Raw genomic sequence first — 19,263 nt, 5'->3', positions numbered from 1 at the left:
TTAGTCTTCCTCCATCAGATCGATACCGATGGCTCGCTTGATCTGCTCGCGCAGGCCGCCGCTGCCGGCGCCGCCACCGAGGGTGACCAGCACCGGTTCGATGCTACCCTCGACGGCCTCCCGGGCCGACCGGGAGAGATACGCCATGTCATCGTCGTGCATCACGACGATGCCGACGTCGTCGTCGTCGAGCGTCCGCATGACGGCGTCGTCGAGCGCCTCCTCTTTCTCCTCGTCCGGTACGTTCTCGAACTTCCGTACGCCCGCGAGTCGGAAGCCCGTCGTGAAATCCGGGCTGCCGATGACGGCTATCTCCTGGCTCATAGGATCACCAGTTCCTCCTCGATCTCCTCCTCGGACAGACCGGCCTCGCGACCGCGGGCGATGGCGCGGATGTTGTCCACCTCGCGCTCCTTGGCGAGGATGTAGGAGATGACCGGCGCCACCGACAGCGGGTGGACGAAGCCGAGTCGGTCCGAGTATTCGAGCAGTGCCGCGTCGAGTGCCCGTTCGAACGAGATGAGGCTGTCTGCCCGTTCGAACTCCGCCAGCGCGTCGTCGAGGGCGTCACCGTACGTGCTCTCGCGGATCGCCGCGACGAGTTCGTCCACACTCGACGCCAGCGCGTTCATCTCGCTCGCCGAAAAGAGCCGACCGCCCTCGATGAAGTACTCCCCTGGGTCGATGTCGGCCCCGCTTCGGGCCAGGCGAAGCGCGTTCCGGGCGTTTCGGAAGTCGATCTCCGCCTGCAGGAACTCGCGGTACGTCTCGGTCGCCTCGTTGACGACCAGTCCCGACAGGAGTCGTTCGTAGAACACGCGGTCGACCGCGTTCTCCAGCGGAACGAGCACACCGCTGTCCTCGTAGTCGTCGAACGCCTCACGGAGCGGGTCCCCGAAGGTCGTCCGGTCGAGCAGGTCGATGGCCTCCTCGATGGTACCCGCATCGAGCAGGCGGTCGAGCAGACGGTCGTCCAGTTCGCCCGCGCGGATGAGGTCCGTCTCCACGTCGTCGCGGTCCGCGTCGGAGTAGATCCCGCGCAGGACCGTCTTGACGTTCCACGCGTCGAACTTTCGGAGATAGCGGGCGATCAGGTCGTAGAGGCGGCCGTCCGCCCACGCCAGCAGGTCGTTGAAATGCTTCGCCAGGTTCCGGTTGAGCGCGTACTCGATGAGGTCGACCCCCGAGTGGCGCGCGCCGAGTGCGTTGATCTCGCGTTCGTACTCCGACTCCTCCATGAAGCGGGCGATTTCGGCCGGCCCCATGCGGACGAGCTTCCGGTAGTCGTCGTCGCTAAAGAGCGCCGCACGGCGTGACCGCACACGGGCGGTGACGTACTCCGGGTTCGAACTGCCGGGGCTCGCGCTCATCGCTCGAACAGTCGGTTACTCAGTTCCTTCAAGTTGTCCTCCCAGACCGTCTCGAGAAGGGAGTCGAAGGTGTTGTTCACACGGACCCGCGACTCCTCGCTCTCGACGACGACGCCGCCGAGGCAGTCGTGTTCCCCGGCGACGCTGAAGCCCTCGTACGCCTCGAGCAGGTCTTCGAGCAGTTCTCGATCGTCCGCGCGACCGTAGACGGAAACCGACTCCTCGTCCTCGAACTCCTCGGCGGCCACGTCGAGGAGCGTCTCGGTCAGCGAGCGACGGCGCTCGCCGTCGATGTCCTCGATGGCCGCCTCGACTTCCTCGCGAACCTCCGCCAGGGCGTCGCGGCGAGCCTCCAGTCGGGCCTGCTTGGCCTCGAGTTTCGCGCTGGAGATCGCCTGTTCACGCCGCTGTGTAATCTCGCGCTCGACCTCGGCCTCGCGGTCCTCGCGGATCGACTCCGCGTCGGCCTCGGCGTCGGCGATGATCTCCTCGGCGCGCGCTTCGCCTTCTTCGCGGATTTCCTCCGCACGCGCGCGGGCCTCGTCTCGAATGTCCTCGGCAACTGTGTCCAAACTCATGATAAGCGAGAGGAGGTGTTCAGACCAGGAACACGACGACCAGCGCGAGAATCACGAGGGTCTCCGGCAGGACTGTGAAAATCAGCCCCTGCACGAAGAGGTCCTGGTCCTCGGCGACGGCGCCGACGGCGGCCGCGCCGATGCCACGCTCGGCGTATCCCGCGCCGAACGCGGCCAGACCGACGGCCAGTGCCGCGGCGGCGGTGGGCGGAATGGCCGGTGCCGCTGCCCCTTCTGCCTGCAGTACGACGGATGCCAGCTGCGTTGCGAGTTCGTACATTGTGTGTAGTGGTGTGGAGTCCGTTTAGTCTCCGAACATCCCGTAGTTGCCTCTACGATTGCCATAAAGCTTCCCAAACCGATCCGCGAAAATTGCCGAATACCGGTGCGAAACCCGCTTCTATTGGGTTGTCGTCCGTTACAGCGTGACACGGAGAGAGAGGGGCAACCCCCGTGGCGCTCATAGTGTTTACTGTGAGTCATTACCGGTGGGTCGCCGGACCGTCTTGGCGACTCACCGGTAACCAGTTACAGTAAACACTATCAGTCCTCCGTGGTGTACCGCCGCTCGTACCCGAACGGCTCGTACTCCTTGCCGCCGCCGCCGTAGAACTTCCCGAAGAACTCCACGTACTCGAGACGCACCGCCTGCAGGCCGGCGCTCGTCACGCCGAGTGCGAGAACGAGCGCGTGGCCCAACACGAGTACGAGGAGGCCGACGATCAGCATCGCCGGGCCGGAGTGAACCAGCCCGCCGAACATGATCTCCGTCACCTCGTGACCGTGGGCCATATCACCGACCGCAGGCATGTGCCCGAGTCCGAAGTGGAACGCCGCTTCCGACCCTTCGCCGGTGACGTACACGCCGAAAAAAAGCAGGTTGACCGTGAAGGCCATCCCCGCCTTCGCCAGCAACACGGCCGCGATCCGTGTATAGGACAGCGCGTTCACCAGCACGTTCAGGAACTCGATGGCCTCGACGGGTTCACCCACGACGAGCAGGATGAGCCCCACGAAGAAGGCTGCGAGGCCCAGGAACCCGATGATCCCCGGGAAGCCGTTGAACCCGAGCGCGTAGGTGGCGTGAATCGCTTCGGCGCCCTCGGGCGCGACGCCCGATCCGTCGAAGATGGTGAACATGAACTCGGGCGTGGCGCTGATGACCTCGGGCGAGAGGATGGCGATCCAGAGCCCGTTGAGCATCAGAATCCACGAGCCGCTCTCGTAGAGGGCGTGTTTCGCGTCGTGGTGCTCGAGGTTCTCGACGAAGTCGAAGACGTAGCCCACGTTGAGGTGGAGGATGCCCACCAGGATGCTCACGACGAGCCACGTCAGGGCGTAGGACTGTCCCGCGGGCGAGAGGCCCTTCTCCATCGGCGGGTGCGCCAGACCGAGCGCGCCCTCCCAGAAGTACGTCGCGATCAGGTGCAGGCCGAAAATCTCGCCGTAGAGGACGCCAAAGAGCATCGTAAACAGTCCGGCGAAGATCGTGACTCCGCCCATACTCTGGAACGCGTCACTGTCGAAGTTCGAGTAGAGATAGTACCCGATCAGGGTATAGAGCGCCCCGTAGCCGAGGTCACCGATCATGAACCCGAAGAAGGCCGGGAACGTGAGAAAAAGGACGACCGTCGGATCGAACTCGTCGTATTTCGGCCGGCTTACGGCCTGGGTGAGGATTTCGAAGGGCTTGACGACACCCGGATTGTTCGCGATGACCGGCGGCGAGTCGGCGCGCATGACCACGTTGCCGCCGCCGTCGGCGCGGACTTCTTCCCCGCCGTCGGCGGCCGTGGCGCCCTCGGGCGTCCCGGCGGCGACGTCCTCGTGGACCTCGGTTCCGTCGGATTTGAACGCCGCACGCTCCAACTCCTCGACTTCCGCGTGGTCGCCGACGGCGTCCGTGATCGCCGCCGCGAAGTCGGTGTACTCCTCGGTCGGAATCCACCCCTCCGCGACGAACGCGTTGTCCGTCGTCGCGAAAGAGAGCGGCGCCTCCCGCTTCTGGACGTCGATCGAGAGTTTCTCCTCGGCGGCCAGCAGGAAGCCGGCCGCGTCGAGTTTCACCTCGTTCAGTTCGTCCTCGACGGTCCGGAGTCGGGATTCGAGCTGCTGTTGCCGGTGTTCGAGCTCCGAGACGTACTCCTCGGGAGAGCCTTCGGCGTCGGGCACCTCGACCGCGGTGAAGTCGACGCCGACCAGCGCGTCGGTGAGCACGTCGTCGTCGGCGCCCTCGGTCGGGCGCGCGAACACGGCGACGACGTCACCCTCCGCGAAGGTTTCGACGGCGTCGATGCCGTCGGCGTCGACGACCGCACGTTTCACGTCCTCGATATCGCCCTCGCCGACGATCACGTCGAGACTGTCGTAGCCCGAGAGCAAGTCGAGGTCGATGCCGAGCGTGGCGAAGGGCTCGACAGCTGCGAGGCTCTCCTCGACGCTCCCGAGCTCCGACCGAATGTCGTCGCGTCGATCCTCGAGTTCGTTGACGCGCTCGCGGAGTTCGTCGAGCTCCGCCTCGAGGGCTTCGTCGGTGACGATGCGGGTCGGCCCCGCGTCCTCGGCGTCGACGTCGAGAATGCTCTCGATGGAGCGGACCGTCACCAACTTCTCCGAGGCGTCCTCGGCACCGTCGATCGGGTTGCCCGGTTGGAACCCCTCCCAGGACCCGTCGTACTCGGTGACGTGAAGCAGGTTGCAGTCGTGGACTGCCTCGACGACGTCGTCCATGACGCCCTTCGATCCCGTCACCGAGACCTTGCTCATTTGCTCAGGTCTGAGCATGCACCGCCTCCTCGAACTGTGTGATGGCGTACTCGACCGCCTCGTCCATCTGTGCGTCGGCCTGGGCGATGAGTTCCTCGCGGGCCGCCTGGCCCTCCTCCCGAATCTCAGTCGCCTCGGCCTCGATCTCCGATTCGGCTTCCGCAAGGCGACGTTCGGCCATCTCCTCGGCCTCCGCCTCGGCCTCGGCGCGAATCTCGTCGGCGCGCTCTCGCGCCTCCGCGATCCGATCGTCGCGGTCCTGCTCCGCCTCCGCGACGATCTCTTCGGCCTCCTCCTCGGCCGCCTTGATCCGTTCGAGAACCTCTGGTCTCGGCATAACTACTGATCGTTGGGAATGTGCGCAATCGGCGTATAAGGTGTTTGCGGAACGGGGCCGCTGCCGGCGGCTCTCGCGAACTATCGTAGCGTTTGTAAGTCAGAGCACACCTGATTGCACGCAATCTGGCGATCAGGTGTGTAAACAGTTCCAAACGCTATAGTGTTTACTGTGACTGGTTACCGGTGAGTCGCCGGACCGTCTTGGCGACCCACCGGTAATGACTTACAGTAAACACTATACTATATCGTCGACCGGGATCGATAGGTCGTCGAACCGTCTCTGCGAGCCGCCGTCGGCATCACTCCGTCAACGGGAGGACGACACCGAACACGATGGGGGAAAACAAGAAGAGAGCCACGCCGAGGACTTCGGCGTCGAACAGGAGCGTCGCCTCCCACGCCGGAATCGACATCCCGATGGCGTGGGTGCCGAGTTCGCCGAGTGCGCCGAGTGCGAACAGACACAGGCCGAGAAGCGTCCCGCGTTTCGCCAGCGTCGGATAGTCGAGGTCACCGTATCGTCCGGTCATAATCGACTCCGACTCCGCCCAGTCGGCCAAAGAGCGTTTCGCTTCGACGGACCGAAAGAGCCACAACGGGCACCCACCAGTCCCGAGATATGAGCACCGCACTCCTCGGCCTCCTGCCCGAACTCCTCGAGCTACTGCTGTTCGGCGTCGGGAGCGTTGGCCTCTCCGTGGCCGGCATCTACATCGAACAGTTTGCACTCGCCACCATCGAGAGCGGCAACGTCAAACTCGGAGCGTGGATGGGCTTCATGGGCGCGATGGCGTTCTACTTCGCCTACCTCATGAGCACCGACAAGTTCCGACCGAAACTGGCGGCAGTGCGGCGACAGTTGGCGGACTGAACGGACGACGGGGACACAGCTTACGCCAACGGCGTCCGCTCCACCACCGTCCCAGTCCCACCTTTTACTCCCTCGCTTCGCTCGCTCGCAAAAGCTGGACCAAAACTCCGCATCAGGCCAACGGCGTCCGCTCCACCACCGTCCCGTCCACGGTGGGGTACTGCTCGACGATTTCCCCTTCGCCCACGTCGCCCTCGTCGACCATCTCCTCTAAGAGCCACCACGCGAGTTCGACGTGGTCGGTCTTGACGGTGTAGAACTCCTCGGGGACGCCGAGTTCGCGCAGACGCTCCTCGGTCACCCACGTCTTGCCGTAGACGAGCGTGCCGTCGTCGGTCACCTCGTCGAACTCCCGGCGGATCGTCCGGGCCATCCGCTTCAGCCGACGGCGGTGCTGGGCGGCGTCCTTGAACACCGAAGTACAGAAGTATACCCGGTCGTGGTCGCCCATCACGGAGAGAATCTCCTCTTTGGGCGACTCCACCGCGCTCATGTGGCCCTCGCGGAGGTCGTACCCCTCCGCCTGCATCCGCCGGTAGTTGCCGTCGGACATCTCGAACTCGTTTACGTTACAGAAGTCGGCGGCGCCCTCGTCTAAGAACTCGAGGAATTCGGGTTCGGCGCGGATGCCGGGAATCTCGAACGCGGGTTTCAGCCCCTCTTCACGGGCGATATGGAGGATCTCTTCCCACTCGGTGCCGTGGAGGTCGCCCCACAGATCGAGCGGCGGGTGGAAGCGAATCTCGTCCAGTCCCGCCTCGGAGAGGCGGCGCATGTTCTCGCGGCCGCCCGTGATGCCCGTATAGAGGTGAGTGTGGTGGTCCTCGCCGAACTCCTCTTTCAGAAGCGAGAGGTAGTGACAGGTCCGGTCGAGGGCCTCCTGCGGTTCGCCGCCGGTGATCGAGGTGCCCAGCGCGTCCATCCGGTGGGCCTCCGTCAACACGTCTTCGTCGCTCTCGACCTTTCGCTCGTTGGCGTAGACGGTGTCGACGTTCTTGCGGTTCTCGCCGAGCGGGCAGTAGAAACAGTCGCGCTGGTCACAGTAACCGTAGACGAACAGCACCATCTTGCCACCCTTGGCGCACTGTTCACAGCCCTTCGAGATCATTCGTTGTCGGGAAATCGTCCCCGAGGCGTGAAAAGCCGTCGGTACGGATCGAAGCGACCGTTTACTTACCTCGCACCCATACCGGCGCCCATGCCGTACGATCCCGACACCACGGCGCTCGTCGTCGTCGACATGCAGAACGGGTTCTGTCACCCGGACGGCAGCCTCTACGCCCCGGCGAGCGAGGCCGCCGTCGACGACGTGGCGACGCTCGTCGACCGCGCCCACGACGCCGGCGCCCGCGTCGTCTACACCCGCGATGTCCACCCACCCGAGCAGTTCGAGAACAACCACTACTACGACGAGTTCGATCGGTGGGGCGAACACGTCCTCGAAGGCTCGTGGGAGAGCCGTCTCGTCGACGACCTTCCCGTCGAACCGGGCGACCACGTCGTCGAGAAGCACACCTACGACGCCTTCCACGACACGGAACTCGACGGCTGGCTCTCGGCGAGGGGAATCGACGACCTGCTCATCTGTGGCACGCTCGCCAACGTCTGTGTCCTCCACACCGCCGGCAGCGCGGGGCTCCGTGACTACCGTCCCGTCCTCGTCGAGGACGCCATCGGCTACCTCGAAACGGCGGACCGCGAGTACGCCCTCGACCACGCCGACTGGCTGTTCGGGGAGACGACGACCCGGGACGCGGTGGAGTTCCTCCCGACCTGTTGATCAGTTTAGTAAGGATTAATATCCGAACGCGGATGGATTAATACATGACCGTCGTCAGTGTCTCGATGCCCGAGGAGTTGGTCGAGCGAATCGACGCGTTCGCGTCGGAGCACGGTTACACCGGCCGGAGCGAAGTCGTCCGCGAGGCGTCCCGGAACCTCCTCGGGGAGTTCGAGGACAAGCGACTGGAGGACCGCGAACTGATGGCCGTCGTGACCGTCATCTTCGACTACGAGACGACGAGCGTCGAGGAGCGGATGATGGGCCTCCGGCACGACTACGAGGGCCTCGTCGTCGCCAACTTCCACAGCCACGTCGGCACCCACTACTGCATGGAACTGTTCGTTCTCGAAGGTCAACTGGAGAGCATCTCGACGTTCGTCGGCAAGATTCGGGCGACGAAAGACACCCTCAGCGTCGACTACTCGGTGATGCCGGTCGACGAGTTCGGACCGTTCGCGTCGCCCGAGTAGCGGGGGCTACGCCACGACGATAGCTACAGTAGCGTTCGTAAGTTATTGCACAGCCGATCGGACGCAGTCTTGCGATCGGCTGTGCAAACAGTTCCAAACGCTACTATAACACACCTTCTCCCGGATTGGTCCGCACTGACGAATGCATCCCCGCGCTCCCGGAATCATGGAATCGCCGAAACGGCCCTCGGTCGGTTTTTGTGTGCCCACCGCCATCGACCCCGTGTGACCGACCTCCGCTATCTCCCCGACGACGACGACGTGACCGAGTTCGAGGCGACCGTCACGGGAACGGGCGACGACTACGTGATCCTCGACGGGACGTACTTCTACCCCGGCGGCGGGGGGCAACCCGCCGACCGCGGGACGCTCTCGTGGTCGGGCGGTGAGGTGACCGTCGTCGATGCGCGGAAGAACCACGGCGACGTGCGCCACTACGTCGACGGGGCGGCGTCGCTTCCCGAGGTCGGCACGACCGTCGACGGCCGGATCGACGCCGAGCGACGCGGCCGACTCACCCGCCTCCACACCGCCCAGCACGTCCTCTCGCGGATCGTCCTCGACGAGTTCGGGGCGGCGACGGTCGGCAACGGCCTGACCCTCGACGGCGGGTGGGTCGAGTTCGAGGGCGCCGATCTGGACACGGGGAGGATCGACCGCCTGACGAACGCCGCCGTCGACCGCGACCTCCCCGTTCACAAGGCCGAACGGCCGCGTGACGCCGTCGAGGACGCGGTTCCCGAGGGACGGGCGCAGCTCGATCGGATACCCGACCACGTCGATCCGATGCGCGTCGTCGAAATCGACGACTTCGACGTCTGTCCCTGCGGCGGCACACACGTCGATCGCCTCGGCGAACTCGGGACGGTCCGGATCACCGCGGTGTCGTCCGAGAACGGCGTCGAACGGATCGAGTTCGACGTGACGGCGTGACGCCCACGGGTGGCCGGATCGGTATTGGCCGTCGCCTCCGGAGGCGGCGGGCACGCGGTCACGCCACCTCGTGCGATACGGTTCAGGCTCCGTCAGTACCGACGGTTCGCGGGGCCGTCCCGACGACTCGCCGGGAACACGGGACCGACGATCGGTATCAGACGACTACCGTCGCCGCCCGTTCGGGCGCTCGCGCGTCGAAGCCGTCCGCCCGGAGCCGGTCGGCGAACCACTCACACCGATCGCCGTGGTTCACCAGCACTTCGCAGCCGGCGTAGTCGTCGAGGAAGGTACGGAGTCCGTCCGCGTCGGCGTGGGCCGAGAAGTCGTACTGCTCGACACCCGCGCTGACCGCCATGATCCGGCCACCGATGTCGGCACGGCCGGTCTCCAGTAAGTCACGGCCCGGCGTCCCCTCGACCTGATACCCCGTCATCGTGATCTTGTTCGTCGGGTTCGCCCGAATCTCGGGGATGTAGCTCATCGCGGGGCCGCCCGAGAGCATCCCGCTGGTCGTGATGATCGCCGCCCGCTGGTCGATGATCCGCCGTCGCTGGCCGTCCCGGCCGGTGACGAACCGCGCGTGCGATTTCGCCCGGCGGAACGCCTCGGGATCACGGAGATAGGACGGATACCGCCGCAGCATCTCCGTCACTTGCTTGCCCATCCCATCGACGTAACAGGGAACGTCGTGGGCGGCACAGATCATGAGTATCTCCTGGGTCCGGCCGATGGCAAAAGCCGGAACGACCACCGTACCGCCCTCCCAGAGCGTCGTCTCGACGCTCTCGACGAAGCGCCGCTCCACCTCGTTTCGGTCCTCGTGGTCCACGTCGGCGTACGTGCTCTCACAGAGCACGGCGTCGGCGTCGGGACGGGCGGTCGTCCCCGCGACGAGGCGCTGATCGTCGGTGTGGAAATCGCCCGTATACAGCAGCCGGGTGTCGCCGTCGTCGACGAGGACGTGTGCGCTTCCGGGGATGTGGCCGGCGTTGTAGAAGGTGACCTCGTGTCCCGCGGCCTCGAACGGCTCGCGATAGCCGTGGGTCTCCGACACCTCCGTCACGCGCTTGCGGTCGTTCTCCGTGAACGGACACGCAAGCGTCCCGCCGTGGAGCTTGAGCGTGTCCGTCGCGAGCGTGTGTGCGAGTTCGGCTGTCGGCGGCGTCCAGTGGATCGACGGCCGGGCCGATCCGGAGAGCAACGAGGGAATCGCGCCGACGTGGTCGAGGTGGCCGTGCGAGACGACGACCGCCTCGGGCGTGGGCGTCGCCACCGGGAACTGTGGGGGGTTGCCGGTCAGCATCCCGAAATCGAGGAGGAGGCGTTCGTTCACGAGGATCGCGCTCCGTCCGACCTCGCGTGCCCCGCCGAGGAACCGAAGCTGCATTCGAAGATCATATCCAGCCCGACGGTTTGGGTCCGTCGATTCGTACCGATCGGTGTCCGTCGTCACCGGATGCACCGACCCGTCTCATACTGTTTATTGTAACTGGCTACCGGTAGGTCGTCAAGACGGTCCGTCGACCCACCGGTAATAACTTACAATAAACACTATCACTCCGCCGGATCGACGACTTCGTAGTTGACGTTGTGCTCGCGGAGGCGGTCGAGATGCGTCGAGAGTTCGTCCGCCACGGCGAGCAAGAGCACGTCGAGGCCGCGGACTGCCGCCTCGCTCACGGCCTGTGGGGTGCCAAAGCGCACGTCCGGATCGAGGCCGGCGGCCCGCGCGGCAACCAGCGCCTCGGTCCCGGCCGTCGCCACCAGATCCGCGTCGGCGACGCCGTCGAGGACCGTCCCGTTCGCGACGGCGGCGCTCCCGCCGTCCTGGACCCGGGGGATCGAGACGGCGGTCACCCGGCCCAAATCGTAGTCGAGGACGCCCTCGAAGTCGGTGACGCCCACGTCCCGGCCAGCGGTGGCGGCGGTGACCGCAATCGCGGTTGTGCTCCCGGCGGTGCCCGGGGTGGCGCGGAGCACGCCGTCTTGCATCGACAGCGAGACGGCGTCGCCCTCGTCGATATCGGCGGCCGCGATGGCGGTTTCGATCTCGACCTGCCCGATAACGTCCTCCGAGACGTGGGCCACGAACTCCCGGAGTTCGTCGGTACGACCGATGAGCCAGTCGACGCCCTCCTTGGTCACCTCGTATCGCCCCCGTCCGGGACTCCGGACGTACCCCTCCTCGATGAGACCCTGGAGGTAGTCGCTCACGGCCTGTGCCGTGATACCGATGTCGTCGGCGATTTCGCGTTGACTGACCGCCGGCTGTCGCTCCGCGATGCCCACCAGAATCTGATATCGGGTCGCCGAGCGCTTGCTCCGGAGGACGCCCTCGTCGTCGGTCCCTGCCATCGTCACGACTCCGGGGCGGTCAGTCAAGTAATTTTGCCATAGCCCGGGTGCGGTTGTGGTTGCTAGCAGAGAGTGTAAAATACAGTTGTCTTAAGTCATCTTCGGTTGTTCTCGGGACTACGTCGGTTGTGTCGTCGGCCGGTCCCCCGCGGTCGGCGTCACAACCCCTAACTGGGCGACGGTCCTCTCACGCCCCATGTCACTCGTCGACACGACGCTGCAAACGCGATTGAACCGCCGAATCGATGGGCTTCGGTCGGCGCGCGAACTCAAGCCGGGTCACCCGAGCGTCGAGACGGAGACGCTTCGAAACTACCACGCCCGGGCGCACGCGGACGGCTTCGTCTTCGACGCCGACGAACCCGCTTCGAAGGTCGGCGGCACCGGCGTCGCCCCGCGGCCGCTTCGGTATTTCCTCGCCGGCTTCGCGTTCTGCCTGCAGGCCCAGTATGTCCGCAACGCCATCCGCATGGGGATCGAACTCGACGAACTCGCCGTCGACGTGGAGAGCGAAATCGACCGTCTCGGCGGCCTCGGCTTCCGCGACGCCCCCGCCGACTTCGAGTCCATCGCCTACACGACGACGCTCAGAACCGACGCCCCCGAATCCGACGTACGCGATCTGATCGCGGCCGCCGAAGCCCGCTGTTACGTCCACGGCACGCTCTCGAAGGCGGTCGACCTCGACGGCACGACGGTGCTGAACGGCGCTCCGCTCGACTGATCGGGACACATCGGTCGGGACACGATCCCACGCGGCTCACTCCTCGTACCGCCGCACGCCGAACTGGGTGTACGCGTCGCCGTAGGCGACCGCCAGGGCGCCGATCCACCAGTTCCACCGCTCGGAGACCGACGAGTCGTCGGGCGCGTCGGCCAGTTCCGCTACCACCGTCGAGACGGTGAGTGCGGACCCCCGATCGGCGGCGAGACGGCCGCTGTCGGCCAGATCGCCCGCTGCCCGGACCACGGCGCGGCGTTCCCCCTCCCCCCCACCGAAGGCGCGTTCGAGCGCGTGATCGAGACGCTCGCGGTCGATACCGGCCATCTACGCCCACCACTCGCTCCGCCGCTCCCGGCCGCTCGCGTCGCGGAACGGCGGCGGTTTCTCGCCGTCCGCTTCGGCCCCGAACGCGTGTGCCAGCCAGTAGCCCACGTGCCAGCCCACCGCGTCGGTGTCGAGGCCGACGAGGGTGATTTCGACCCGTCTGTACGTCTCGATGGCGCCGTCGCCGTCCGGATCGGTGCCGAAGGTGCTGATACACGACCCGCTCGACGCCCGGCAGGTGTCGGTCGCCCCGAAACGAACCAGGATCTCGGCGTCACCGTCGGCGCGCTCGAACGTGATGGTATCCGGCATCCCGGCCGCGCCGTCCTCGTAGTAGGTCAGCGCGTGGTCGGTCTGTGTGCGCGCACCCGTCGGGTCCGAGGCGTTCGTCGCGTCGACGCGCACGGTGAAATCGGCGTCGTCCCACGGGAACGCGCGCTCCGTCGCGTTCGGCTGTGGTTCGGTGTACAGCACCGACCGCGCCCGCATCACCGACCGCGGAGGGTCGTCGTGGGTCAGCCCCAGCGTGTGCCCGAGTTCGTGCTCCACGACGAGCGTCGTCGAGGCGTCCGAGAGGCCGGTCTTCACCCACACCGTCTCCGGGCGGTCGAGCTGTCTGGGGTCGGTCACCAGCGGCGCACATCCCACCGCGTCGGCCACGTCGCCACAGTCGGGGACCCGATCGACGAACGAGAGCACGATGTCCGGGTCCGTCGCGTCGGGACGCACCTCGTAGCGCACTTCGAACCCGAGATACTCCCCGTTCGCCTCCCAGAAGGCCGTCGCCTCGCGGACGAGCGGGGCGAACTCGCGGTCGGGCGCCGCCGTCGAGTCGATTGCGACGACGATGGGGTCTGCCCCCCAGGGGTTCGCGCTCGGCGTCGCCAGCGGCGGGTGGGTGGTCGTGTGTCGGGGCGTCTCCGTTCCCGTCGTGTCGGCTGGCGTCGCGGTCGTCGGCGCGTCGGCCGGCACCGCCGTCGGCGTCGTCGGGGCGAACGGTGTCGTACAGCCCGCAAGAACCAGAAGAACGGCGAGAACGAGCGGACGAGTCGCCATATCCACACTCCGTGACCGGCACTCAAAAACCGTTCCCTACCGACGCTCGGTTTCGACGTGCTTTTTATCGGCGGCCGTCTGAATCCGGGCATGGCAGACTTCAAGGTCGTGGTTTCGGACCCCGAGACGGGCCGGACCGCGCAGGTCGAGGTCGACGGACAGGACGCGAACCGATTCCTCGGACGCGAACTCGGTGACGAGGTCGACGGCGGCGCCGTCGGACTCGACGGCACCACGCTCGAACTGACGGGTGGCTCCGACAACGCCGGGCGCCCCCTGCGCGCCGACGTGTCCGGCCCCGCGTTGAAGGAACTCCTCCTCGAAGGCGGCGTCGGCTTCGACCCCTCCCGCGACGGCGAGCGCAAGCGCGTGACTGTCCGCGGCCGAGAGGTGAGCGACGAAGTCGCCCAGATCAACGTCACGGTCGTCGACGGCGACGCCGACTTCGACGCCCTGACCGACGACGAGTAACCGTGCCCGACCGCGTCGCCAGCGACGGTGAGGCGGTGACCACGTACCGCGCCCGACTCGCACGGAGCGGCGGCACTCGTCGCCCCTGTCTCCGCCTCCCCGAGGACGTGGCAGTCACCCCCGGCGACATCGTCCGTCTCGTTCTCGACGGCACCGAGTATCACGCGACAGTCGAGGGCGACGCCGACGGCACGGTCGTCCGCGGCGCCTACGACAACCGCCGCCTCGCGCGGGCCGACGGCGAGGGCGAGAACCGCCTCGTCGCGTGGGTCCGCGACACCGACCGCGAGGCCGGGGAGAGCGTCGACCTCGACGAGGTGACGCCGGGCTATCTTTACGGGCTTCGCGTCCCCGGCCGGCGGGCCGTCTACACCGTCACCGAGGCGCCCGACTCGTCGCTGTCGGCCATCGCCGAGCGTCTGGACGACCGCTAAAGCTGTAGGGCCGTTCCGACGAGCAACAGCGCGCTCCCGATCCACAGCAGGGCCAGCACCCACGTCGGTTGGGCGCCGATGTCGACGGAGACGCCGAGCGGCGTCGCATCGGGCCACAGGAGCCCTGTGATCGCCGCGACGACGACCAGGAAACTCAGAACGACGGCGACGACCGGCAGGACCTCGACCGAGGATCGTAGCGAGAGGGCGTTGCTGACGAGCAACGCGAGGCCGAAGACGACGTACGTCAGCCGGGTGAAACGCGTTCGATCCACGCCGGATGACACGGCGACCGGGGGCAAAACCCCGTCGCTCTCCGTCGGAAACGACCGTTCTTTACCCCTCGACCGCCATCGCCCGGTATGAGCGACACCGACCTCGACGCGTTCCTCGCAGGCGACCGGCTCGACCACGTCGTCCTCTTTCTCACCGACGACTACCTCGACGACGAGGGACAACTCGCCGACTACGGCGCCGCCGTCGACGGCGGCGTCGTCCTCGTCGTCCCCGGCGAGACGGGTCGAAAGCTCTTCTCGGCCGGGACGGGCATGGACGCGATGGAGTTCGCCAAGCGGGCGATGGGCACCGAGGGCGACATCGACCGCGACCTGCGGGGTGGAACCTGCCCCGACTGCGGCGAGGGCGTGGCCTACGTCCTCGCGTTCGCGGAAGCACGGAACGAGGACGTGGGCGGCATCTACGCCGAGGGCGACGTGATCCACGCCTACGCCGCCTGCCCGGACGGCACCGCGTTCTCGGATCGGTGGATCGTCGGCGAGGCGTAGCTACTCGTCCGTTCCGGAGTCGGCGTCCGCTTTGGCTTCGTCGGCCGCGATGCGTTGGAACGCCGCCAGGATCACCTGTTTCGCCGCCGACCCCTCCGTCGTCCAGTGGTGGGCGTAGTCGAGCATGTCGTCGTATATGTCGGGTTTACAGCCCGCGGCGCGGGGATGTCCGCCGCCGTTGACCAGTCCCGCCACCTCGTGAGCGCGCTCGAACCCCTCGGTTCCCCGGATGCTGGCGCTCCCGGCGGGTTTGACGATCACCGCGGCGTCGGCGCCCCGTTCGCGGAGCGCCTCGGCAACCTCGTTCTGTGAGCACCGGCCGTAGGTGACGCCGACGGTCCACGGGCCGACCGACTCCATCTCCGCGCGGTCGACTGCCGCCCCGATCAACTGCTCTTTCTCGACGCGGCGGTCTTCGAGGTAGTCGACGACCGGGCTGGGGAGGTCGGGGCCGTACTGTCCCACCATGGTCACGTACTCCTCGATGCTCGCCCAGTGGGCGTAGTCGGACAGGTCGTCGCTCCGGGGGTCCTCTTTGATCCAGAGGTCGTGATCCCGGGTGACCGCCGCGAGGTCGACGAGATCGTCCGGGAAGTCGTAGTCGAGGGATCGAAGCGTCACGTCGGCCGTACACTCCTCGTCGGACTCGCCGACGACCAGGTCGACGCCGGCCTCGCGGACCGCCGCCGCCACGTCGTCGTCCCACTGGTGGTGGTCGAACCAGCGGACGGTCCCGTCGCGGTCGACCACGCTCTCGACGGCCTCGACGACCGACTCGTCGTCCGGACAGAGGTCACAGACGAAGACGCCGACGCCGGGGTCGGCATACTCGGCGACGCGTTCGAGGGCGTCGGCCAGGGAGTGCGGGCTGGCGGTGACGAGGCCGACGGGCGACTCCTCGCGGTCCTCGTCCTCGTCGTCGTCGGCCGAAAGCGTCGGGTCCGTCCGTGCCGCGAGCGACGCCTCGAACGGCGCCACGTCGAGGGCGGCGTCGTGAGCCTCGCGGAGCAGCGCCGCACAGCCGAGGCCGTCGGCGTCGCCGTCGGCCACGACCACCACGTCGGCGCCCTCGATAGCCTCGCGGGCGCGGCGGTCGGCGTACTCCTCGTCGAGCGAGTCGGGGTAGAAGAAGCCGGCACCGGGGAGTCGGGACTTCCGCGAGAGCGAGAGCGCGTCCGAATCGATCAGATCGTCGTCCATACCGGTCGGAAGCGGGCCGGTGGGAAGTATGCCGCGGTTCGCCGGATCCACGGGCGCGGCTTCGGACGATCCGTCTCACAGTGTTTATCGTAACTGGTTACCGGTGGGTCGCCAGAACGAGTCAGCGAACCACCGGTACTGACTTACAATAATCACTATCAGGCGGTCGCGGCGTCCCCGACGCCGTCGGCCCCGTCGCGTTCGCTCTCGTCGAGTTGCCGCACCGTCAGCACGGGGACTGGGCAGGTTCGGACGACGCGTTCGGCGACGCTTCCGATGAGAAAGCGGTTCTCGCCGTGGCGGCCGCGGGTCCCCATCGCAACCATGTCGGCGTCGTGGTCGACCGCGTACTCCCGGATCACCGTGGCCGGCCGTCCCTCGCGGACGGCGGTCGTCACGGGGCGGTCGGTGGCGTCGGCAACCGTCTCCAGCGCCGCCGCACCCGACTCGTCGAGGGCGTCGCGCATCTCCTCGCGCACCTGTTCGGGCGAGGACGCTACCTCGCTCTCGTCGACGACGTAGAGCGCGTGGACCGTCGCGTCGAATCGGTCGGCGAGGTCGAGGGCGACGCTCACGGCCCGGCGGACGCTCTCCGAACCGTCGGTCGCGATGACGATCGTGTCGAACTCGGGGTTCATAACCCGAGGTTCGGCCGGTCGGTGTATAAAACGTCCCGATGGGGGAGCGTTTTTGACCGTGGCCCGCGCAGGCCCCGGCATGACCGATCCGCTCTCGCCCTCGCTCGTACTCGTCCCCGTCGACGGGAGCGAGGAGTCGCTCTCGGCCGTCGAGTACGCCGCCGCTATCGCCGCCGAGTACGACGCCGCGGTCCACGCGCTCTACGTCGTCAGCGAGGACCTCGCCCGCGCCATCGACACTGGCGCCGTCGACGACGCGTCCCTCGCCGCCGACACCGAGGCCTTCCTCCGGGCCGTCGTCGATATCGTCGACGGCGCGGGTGTCCCGCTCTCGACGTCGATGGCCTACGGCTTCTCGACCCGACAGCTCTCCCGGCATCCGGGCAGCGTCGTCCTCGACACCGCGGAGGAACTCGGCGCCGACTTCGTGGTCGTCCCGCGCGAACCCGTCTCCGGCGACCCCGACGAGGTGCTCGCGAAGGCCGCCGAGTACGTCCTTCTCTACGCGAGCCAGCCGGTCCTGTCGGTGTAGGAGGGTCTCGGAAGCCAGCCGGTGTGCCGGTTACAACCGAATCGCCATCTCGTGTTCGAAGCTCTCGGTGTCGCTGGGGACGAAGCCCACCTTCTCGTACAGGGAGATGGCCGGTTCGTTCCAGCGCTCGACCGAGAGCCAGACGCGTTCGACCCCCGCCGCCCGGCCGACGCCGAGAAGCGTTTCGATGAGGTGCGTGCCGATGCCCGCGCCCTGGTAGTCCTGCAGGACGAAGATGGCGAGTTCGGCGGTCGCCTCCGGTTCGTCGGGAACGAGCGTCGCGTGGCCCACCACCGTCTCGTGGTGGGTCGCGACGACGTTCACCGTCCCCTCGTCGGTGATGCTGTCCAGCCAGTCGGCGATGCGGTCCGCGCCCGTCGGCGGGATGCCCTGGGCCCGGTCCGCGGGGTCGAACGCGTCGTACATGGCCTCCAGCGCCGCCCGGTCCCGTTGCTCGTCGTAGCGGCGAACCGTGATCGACCGACCCTCGCGGTCCTCGACCGTCGTCGGCGGGTCGGGGAACGGTCCCGCCGGCTCGTCGGGGTATTTGTCGCTGCTCATCGGACGAGCGTCACCGAGACGTGGGAGTTCAAGAGGACGAACTCGGCGATCCCCCCGAGTTTGATCTTGCCCATTGGACTGGTCTCGCCGCCGCCGAGGACGATCCGGTCGAACGACTCGCGCTCGGCCAGATCCACCAGTTGGCTTCCGGGGTCGCCCTCCAGATGTCGGACGGCTGCCGATACCCCCGCGTCGTCGAGGACCGCCTGCACCCGGTCCTCGATGGCCGCCGGTTCCGCCTCAGTCGCCGGGTTTCGGAGGATCGCGACGGTCAGATCGTCGCCCGTCTCGGCGACGCGGTCGACCGCCCGTTCCAGAGCGCGGATCGAGTCGTCGCTCCCGCCGATGCCCAGCAGTAGCTTCATGCCCGTTGGCTCGGGGGCGCGAGTGAAAAAGGTACGCGCCACGCCGTCTGACGGCCGGCAGACACCGACGGAACCCTTTTCCACCGCCGCGCGGAACTCCGGCGTATGAGCGACGACTCGCAGGCTGACGGACCCGACGACGACCCCGCGGCCGCCTCCACCGGGTCGTCGGCGACCGGAACCTCGCCGTCGCCCCCGACCGACGCCGACGGCGACGCCGTGCCCTCCGACGTGCACAAGTACGAACGCTTCAAGAAGATGGACGGCGCCCAGTACGACCGTGTCAACGACTTCCTCCGGGACCGGACGTACGTCACCGCCCGCGAGTGGGCCATCGCCCGCCTCTGTGTCGACTTCCGCACCGAGACCGGGGTCGAGATGACGAAAATCGGCGAGAACCTGCCCGAACTCGTCCCCTTCATGACCGACACCTACTCGCCACAGGCGGTCAACCAGGCGCGGGCGAGCTTCGAGGAGAAAGTCCAGAAAGCCGGTGCCACCTTCCTCTACGGCGCCATGTCCGGCTTCTTCACCGCCGAAGAGCTGGACGAGATGATGTACGAGGTGACCGAGGTGGCGAAGTTCCTGTTGGAAGTCGAGGGGGTCGACCTCTCGGTCGCCGAGGAACTCGACGCCGAGGATCGGGTCTCCGAGGTGATGCGCGAGGTGCGCGAGTCGAGCCAGACGCTCCGGGACGACCTGTAG

Annotated in this window: 27 protein-coding genes; 10 read left to right on the top strand and 17 right to left on the bottom strand. The window is 67.0% G+C overall.

The genetic code is table 11. From position 1 onward, the window contains the following. From HALNA_RS03160 to HALNA_RS03130, 7 genes are all read right to left on the bottom strand, one after another. Entirely contained in the window at positions 1-324 is a 324-nt protein-coding gene (locus HALNA_RS03160; RefSeq protein WP_049934940.1) for a V-type ATP synthase subunit F, read from the bottom strand. Next, positions 321-1,370: a V-type ATP synthase subunit C gene (locus tag HALNA_RS03155; protein ID WP_049934939.1), complete on the bottom strand. Its 1,050-nt coding sequence runs from the start codon at positions 1,368-1,370 to the stop codon at positions 321-323. The genes HALNA_RS03160 and HALNA_RS03155 overlap by 4 nt, the downstream gene beginning before the upstream one ends. Next, the gene (locus HALNA_RS03150; RefSeq protein ID WP_049934938.1) at positions 1,367-1,948 is read right to left on the bottom strand and encodes a V-type ATP synthase subunit E; all 582 of its coding nucleotides are present in this window, start codon (positions 1,946-1,948) and stop codon (positions 1,367-1,369) included. The genes HALNA_RS03155 and HALNA_RS03150 overlap by 4 nt, the downstream gene beginning before the upstream one ends. Before the next feature lie 19 nt (positions 1,949-1,967). Further along, positions 1,968-2,228: an ATP synthase subunit K gene (locus tag HALNA_RS03145; protein ID WP_049934937.1), complete on the bottom strand. Its 261-nt coding sequence runs from the start codon at positions 2,226-2,228 to the stop codon at positions 1,968-1,970. Between the two features lie 263 nt (positions 2,229-2,491). Further along, complete coding sequence (locus HALNA_RS03140; protein WP_049934936.1) at positions 2,492-4,732, bottom strand: V-type ATP synthase subunit I; 2,241 nt, start codon at positions 4,730-4,732, stop codon at positions 2,492-2,494. Further along, a complete protein-coding gene (ahaH, locus tag HALNA_RS03135; RefSeq protein WP_049934935.1) occupies positions 4,719-5,051 on the bottom strand; it encodes an ATP synthase archaeal subunit H in 333 nt (110 codons plus the stop codon). The genes HALNA_RS03140 and ahaH overlap by 14 nt, the downstream gene beginning before the upstream one ends. A gap of 301 nt (positions 5,052-5,352) precedes the next feature. After that, complete coding sequence (locus HALNA_RS03130) at positions 5,353-5,583, bottom strand: DUF7860 family protein (RefSeq protein ID WP_049937939.1); 231 nt, start codon at positions 5,581-5,583, stop codon at positions 5,353-5,355. A gap of 89 nt (positions 5,584-5,672) precedes the next feature. Here HALNA_RS03130 and HALNA_RS03125 point away from each other — a divergent pair, with 89 nt between their 5' ends. Then, on the top strand, positions 5,673-5,924 hold the full coding sequence (locus tag HALNA_RS03125) for a hypothetical protein (RefSeq protein WP_049934934.1): 252 nt from the start codon (positions 5,673-5,675) through the stop codon (positions 5,922-5,924). 112 nt (positions 5,925-6,036) lie between these two features. Here the strand turns inward: HALNA_RS03125 and HALNA_RS03120 are convergent, their stop codons facing one another. After that, positions 6,037-7,032, bottom strand: coding sequence for a radical SAM protein (locus HALNA_RS03120; protein WP_049934933.1), 996 nt, complete (start codon positions 7,030-7,032; stop codon positions 6,037-6,039). A gap of 90 nt (positions 7,033-7,122) precedes the next feature. On the opposite strand from HALNA_RS03120, the gene HALNA_RS03115 reads away from it, so the two are divergent. From HALNA_RS03115 to HALNA_RS03105, 3 genes are all read left to right on the top strand, one after another. Continuing rightward, complete coding sequence (locus HALNA_RS03115) at positions 7,123-7,704, top strand: cysteine hydrolase family protein (RefSeq protein WP_049934932.1); 582 nt, start codon at positions 7,123-7,125, stop codon at positions 7,702-7,704. A 44-nt stretch (positions 7,705-7,748) separates the two neighbouring features. Then, entirely contained in the window at positions 7,749-8,177 is a 429-nt protein-coding gene (locus tag HALNA_RS03110; protein ID WP_049934931.1) for a CopG family ribbon-helix-helix protein, read from the top strand. A 225-nt stretch (positions 8,178-8,402) separates the two neighbouring features. Then, a complete protein-coding gene (locus HALNA_RS03105) occupies positions 8,403-9,110 on the top strand; it encodes an alanyl-tRNA editing protein (RefSeq protein WP_049934930.1) in 708 nt (235 codons plus the stop codon). A gap of 157 nt (positions 9,111-9,267) precedes the next feature. Here the strand turns inward: HALNA_RS03105 and HALNA_RS03100 are convergent, their stop codons facing one another. Further along, positions 9,268-10,500, bottom strand: a complete 1,233-nt coding sequence (locus HALNA_RS03100; protein ID WP_049937938.1) for an MBL fold metallo-hydrolase — start codon at positions 10,498-10,500, stop codon at positions 9,268-9,270. 167 nt (positions 10,501-10,667) lie between these two features. Continuing rightward, complete coding sequence (locus HALNA_RS03095) at positions 10,668-11,468, bottom strand: DUF7839 domain-containing protein (RefSeq protein ID WP_049934929.1); 801 nt, start codon at positions 11,466-11,468, stop codon at positions 10,668-10,670. 196 nt (positions 11,469-11,664) lie between these two features. Between HALNA_RS03095 and HALNA_RS03090 the strand changes: the two genes are divergently transcribed. Beyond that, positions 11,665-12,192: an OsmC family protein gene (locus HALNA_RS03090; protein ID WP_049934928.1), complete on the top strand. Its 528-nt coding sequence runs from the start codon at positions 11,665-11,667 to the stop codon at positions 12,190-12,192. A gap of 36 nt (positions 12,193-12,228) precedes the next feature. Here HALNA_RS03090 and HALNA_RS03085 read toward each other — a convergent pair whose 3' ends face one another. Together HALNA_RS03085 and HALNA_RS03080 are read right to left on the bottom strand one after the other, a co-directional pair. After that, the gene (locus tag HALNA_RS03085) at positions 12,229-12,516 is read right to left on the bottom strand and encodes a hypothetical protein (protein WP_394324586.1); all 288 of its coding nucleotides are present in this window, start codon (positions 12,514-12,516) and stop codon (positions 12,229-12,231) included. After that, a complete protein-coding gene (locus HALNA_RS03080; protein ID WP_049934927.1) occupies positions 12,517-13,572 on the bottom strand; it encodes a matrixin family metalloprotease in 1,056 nt (351 codons plus the stop codon). Between the two features lie 90 nt (positions 13,573-13,662). Between HALNA_RS03080 and HALNA_RS03075 the strand changes: the two genes are divergently transcribed. Both HALNA_RS03075 and HALNA_RS03070 read left to right on the top strand, forming a co-directional pair. Next, positions 13,663-14,043 (top strand): 30S ribosomal protein S6e, encoded by a 381-nt coding sequence (locus HALNA_RS03075; RefSeq protein ID WP_049934926.1) that lies wholly within the window; start codon positions 13,663-13,665, stop codon positions 14,041-14,043. Positions 14,044-14,045: 2 nt separating this feature from the next. After that, positions 14,046-14,477, top strand: coding sequence for a DUF7112 family protein (locus HALNA_RS03070; protein ID WP_049934925.1), 432 nt, complete (start codon positions 14,046-14,048; stop codon positions 14,475-14,477). Here the strand turns inward: HALNA_RS03070 and HALNA_RS03065 are convergent. After that, positions 14,474-14,752, bottom strand: a complete 279-nt coding sequence (locus HALNA_RS03065) for a hypothetical protein (RefSeq protein WP_049934924.1) — start codon at positions 14,750-14,752, stop codon at positions 14,474-14,476. The two genes, HALNA_RS03070 and HALNA_RS03065, sit on opposite strands and share 4 nt — an antisense overlap. Positions 14,753-14,839: 87 nt before the next feature. Here HALNA_RS03065 and HALNA_RS03060 point away from each other — a divergent pair, with 87 nt between their 5' ends. Further along, positions 14,840-15,262: a DUF5807 family protein gene (locus tag HALNA_RS03060; RefSeq protein WP_049934923.1), complete on the top strand. Its 423-nt coding sequence runs from the start codon at positions 14,840-14,842 to the stop codon at positions 15,260-15,262. Here the strand turns inward: HALNA_RS03060 and HALNA_RS03055 are convergent, their stop codons facing one another. Further along, a complete protein-coding gene (locus HALNA_RS03055; protein WP_049934922.1) occupies positions 15,263-16,462 on the bottom strand; it encodes a DHH family phosphoesterase in 1,200 nt (399 codons plus the stop codon). Positions 16,463-16,620: 158 nt separating this feature from the next. Next, positions 16,621-17,100, bottom strand: coding sequence for a universal stress protein (locus HALNA_RS03050; protein ID WP_049934921.1), 480 nt, complete (start codon positions 17,098-17,100; stop codon positions 16,621-16,623). 79 nt (positions 17,101-17,179) lie between these two features. Here HALNA_RS03050 and HALNA_RS03045 point away from each other — a divergent pair, with 79 nt between their 5' ends. Continuing rightward, positions 17,180-17,632, top strand: coding sequence for a universal stress protein (locus HALNA_RS03045; protein ID WP_049934920.1), 453 nt, complete (start codon positions 17,180-17,182; stop codon positions 17,630-17,632). A gap of 30 nt (positions 17,633-17,662) precedes the next feature. On the opposite strand, the gene HALNA_RS03040 is transcribed toward HALNA_RS03045, so the two are convergent. Then, on the bottom strand, positions 17,663-18,193 hold the full coding sequence (locus tag HALNA_RS03040) for a GNAT family N-acetyltransferase (protein ID WP_049934919.1): 531 nt from the start codon (positions 18,191-18,193) through the stop codon (positions 17,663-17,665). Further along, positions 18,190-18,558 (bottom strand): universal stress protein, encoded by a 369-nt coding sequence (locus HALNA_RS03035; RefSeq protein ID WP_049934918.1) that lies wholly within the window; start codon positions 18,556-18,558, stop codon positions 18,190-18,192. The genes HALNA_RS03040 and HALNA_RS03035 overlap by 4 nt, the downstream gene beginning before the upstream one ends. A 105-nt stretch (positions 18,559-18,663) precedes the next feature. Here HALNA_RS03035 and HALNA_RS03030 point away from each other — a divergent pair, with 105 nt between their 5' ends. After that, positions 18,664-19,263, top strand: a complete 600-nt coding sequence (locus HALNA_RS03030; RefSeq protein ID WP_084509875.1) for a DUF5806 family protein — start codon at positions 18,664-18,666, stop codon at positions 19,261-19,263.

It is taken from the genome of Haloplanus natans DSM 17983 (assembly GCF_000427685.1).
Taxonomy (GTDB): Archaea; Halobacteriota; Halobacteria; order Halobacteriales; family Haloferacaceae; genus Haloplanus; species Haloplanus natans.
The sequence above is the reverse complement of the archived record's forward strand: the minus strand, read 5'-3'. Positions and strand labels throughout refer to the sequence as shown.

Bases quoted from the DNA above. Each gene is read 5' to 3' on its own strand.
- HALNA_RS03145 (WP_049934937.1), bottom strand. From the start codon at position 2,228: ATGTACGAACTCGCAACGCAGCTGGCATCCGTCGTACTGCAGGCAGAA.
- HALNA_RS03115 (WP_049934932.1), top strand. From the start codon at position 7,123: ATGCCGTACGATCCCGACACCACGGCGCTCGTCGTCGTCGACATGCAG.
- HALNA_RS03050 (WP_049934921.1), bottom strand. From the start codon at position 17,100: ATGAACCCCGAGTTCGACACGATCGTCATCGCGACCGACGGTTCGGAG.
- HALNA_RS03040 (WP_049934919.1), bottom strand. From the start codon at position 18,193: ATGAGCAGCGACAAATACCCCGACGAGCCGGCGGGACCGTTCCCCGAC.
- HALNA_RS03060 (WP_049934923.1), top strand. From the start codon at position 14,840: ATGAGCGACACCGACCTCGACGCGTTCCTCGCAGGCGACCGGCTCGAC.
- HALNA_RS03095 (WP_049934929.1), bottom strand. From the start codon at position 11,468: ATGGCAGGGACCGACGACGAGGGCGTCCTCCGGAGCAAGCGCTCGGCG.
- HALNA_RS03085 (WP_394324586.1), bottom strand. From the start codon at position 12,516: ATGGCCGGTATCGACCGCGAGCGTCTCGATCACGCGCTCGAACGCGCC.
- HALNA_RS03075 (WP_049934926.1), top strand. From the start codon at position 13,663: ATGGCAGACTTCAAGGTCGTGGTTTCGGACCCCGAGACGGGCCGGACC.
- HALNA_RS03035 (WP_049934918.1), bottom strand. From the start codon at position 18,558: ATGAAGCTACTGCTGGGCATCGGCGGGAGCGACGACTCGATCCGCGCT.
- HALNA_RS03155 (WP_049934939.1), bottom strand. From the start codon at position 1,370: ATGAGCGCGAGCCCCGGCAGTTCGAACCCGGAGTACGTCACCGCCCGT.
- HALNA_RS03150 (WP_049934938.1), bottom strand. From the start codon at position 1,948: ATGAGTTTGGACACAGTTGCCGAGGACATTCGAGACGAGGCCCGCGCG.
- HALNA_RS03120 (WP_049934933.1), bottom strand. From the start codon at position 7,032: ATGATCTCGAAGGGCTGTGAACAGTGCGCCAAGGGTGGCAAGATGGTG.
- HALNA_RS03045 (WP_049934920.1), top strand. From the start codon at position 17,180: ATGACCGATCCGCTCTCGCCCTCGCTCGTACTCGTCCCCGTCGACGGG.
- HALNA_RS03100 (WP_049937938.1), bottom strand. From the start codon at position 10,500: ATGCAGCTTCGGTTCCTCGGCGGGGCACGCGAGGTCGGACGGAGCGCG.
- HALNA_RS03055 (WP_049934922.1), bottom strand. From the start codon at position 16,462: ATGGACGACGATCTGATCGATTCGGACGCGCTCTCGCTCTCGCGGAAG.
- HALNA_RS03140 (WP_049934936.1), bottom strand. From the start codon at position 4,732: ATGCTCAGACCTGAGCAAATGAGCAAGGTCTCGGTGACGGGATCGAAG.
- HALNA_RS03080 (WP_049934927.1), bottom strand. From the start codon at position 13,572: ATGGCGACTCGTCCGCTCGTTCTCGCCGTTCTTCTGGTTCTTGCGGGC.
- HALNA_RS03110 (WP_049934931.1), top strand. From the start codon at position 7,749: ATGACCGTCGTCAGTGTCTCGATGCCCGAGGAGTTGGTCGAGCGAATC.
- HALNA_RS03090 (WP_049934928.1), top strand. From the start codon at position 11,665: ATGTCACTCGTCGACACGACGCTGCAAACGCGATTGAACCGCCGAATC.
- HALNA_RS03160 (WP_049934940.1), bottom strand. From the start codon at position 324: ATGAGCCAGGAGATAGCCGTCATCGGCAGCCCGGATTTCACGACGGGC.
- HALNA_RS03130 (WP_049937939.1), bottom strand. From the start codon at position 5,583: ATGACCGGACGATACGGTGACCTCGACTATCCGACGCTGGCGAAACGC.
- HALNA_RS03125 (WP_049934934.1), top strand. From the start codon at position 5,673: ATGAGCACCGCACTCCTCGGCCTCCTGCCCGAACTCCTCGAGCTACTG.
- HALNA_RS03030 (WP_084509875.1), top strand. From the start codon at position 18,664: ATGAGCGACGACTCGCAGGCTGACGGACCCGACGACGACCCCGCGGCC.
- ahaH (WP_049934935.1), bottom strand. From the start codon at position 5,051: ATGCCGAGACCAGAGGTTCTCGAACGGATCAAGGCGGCCGAGGAGGAG.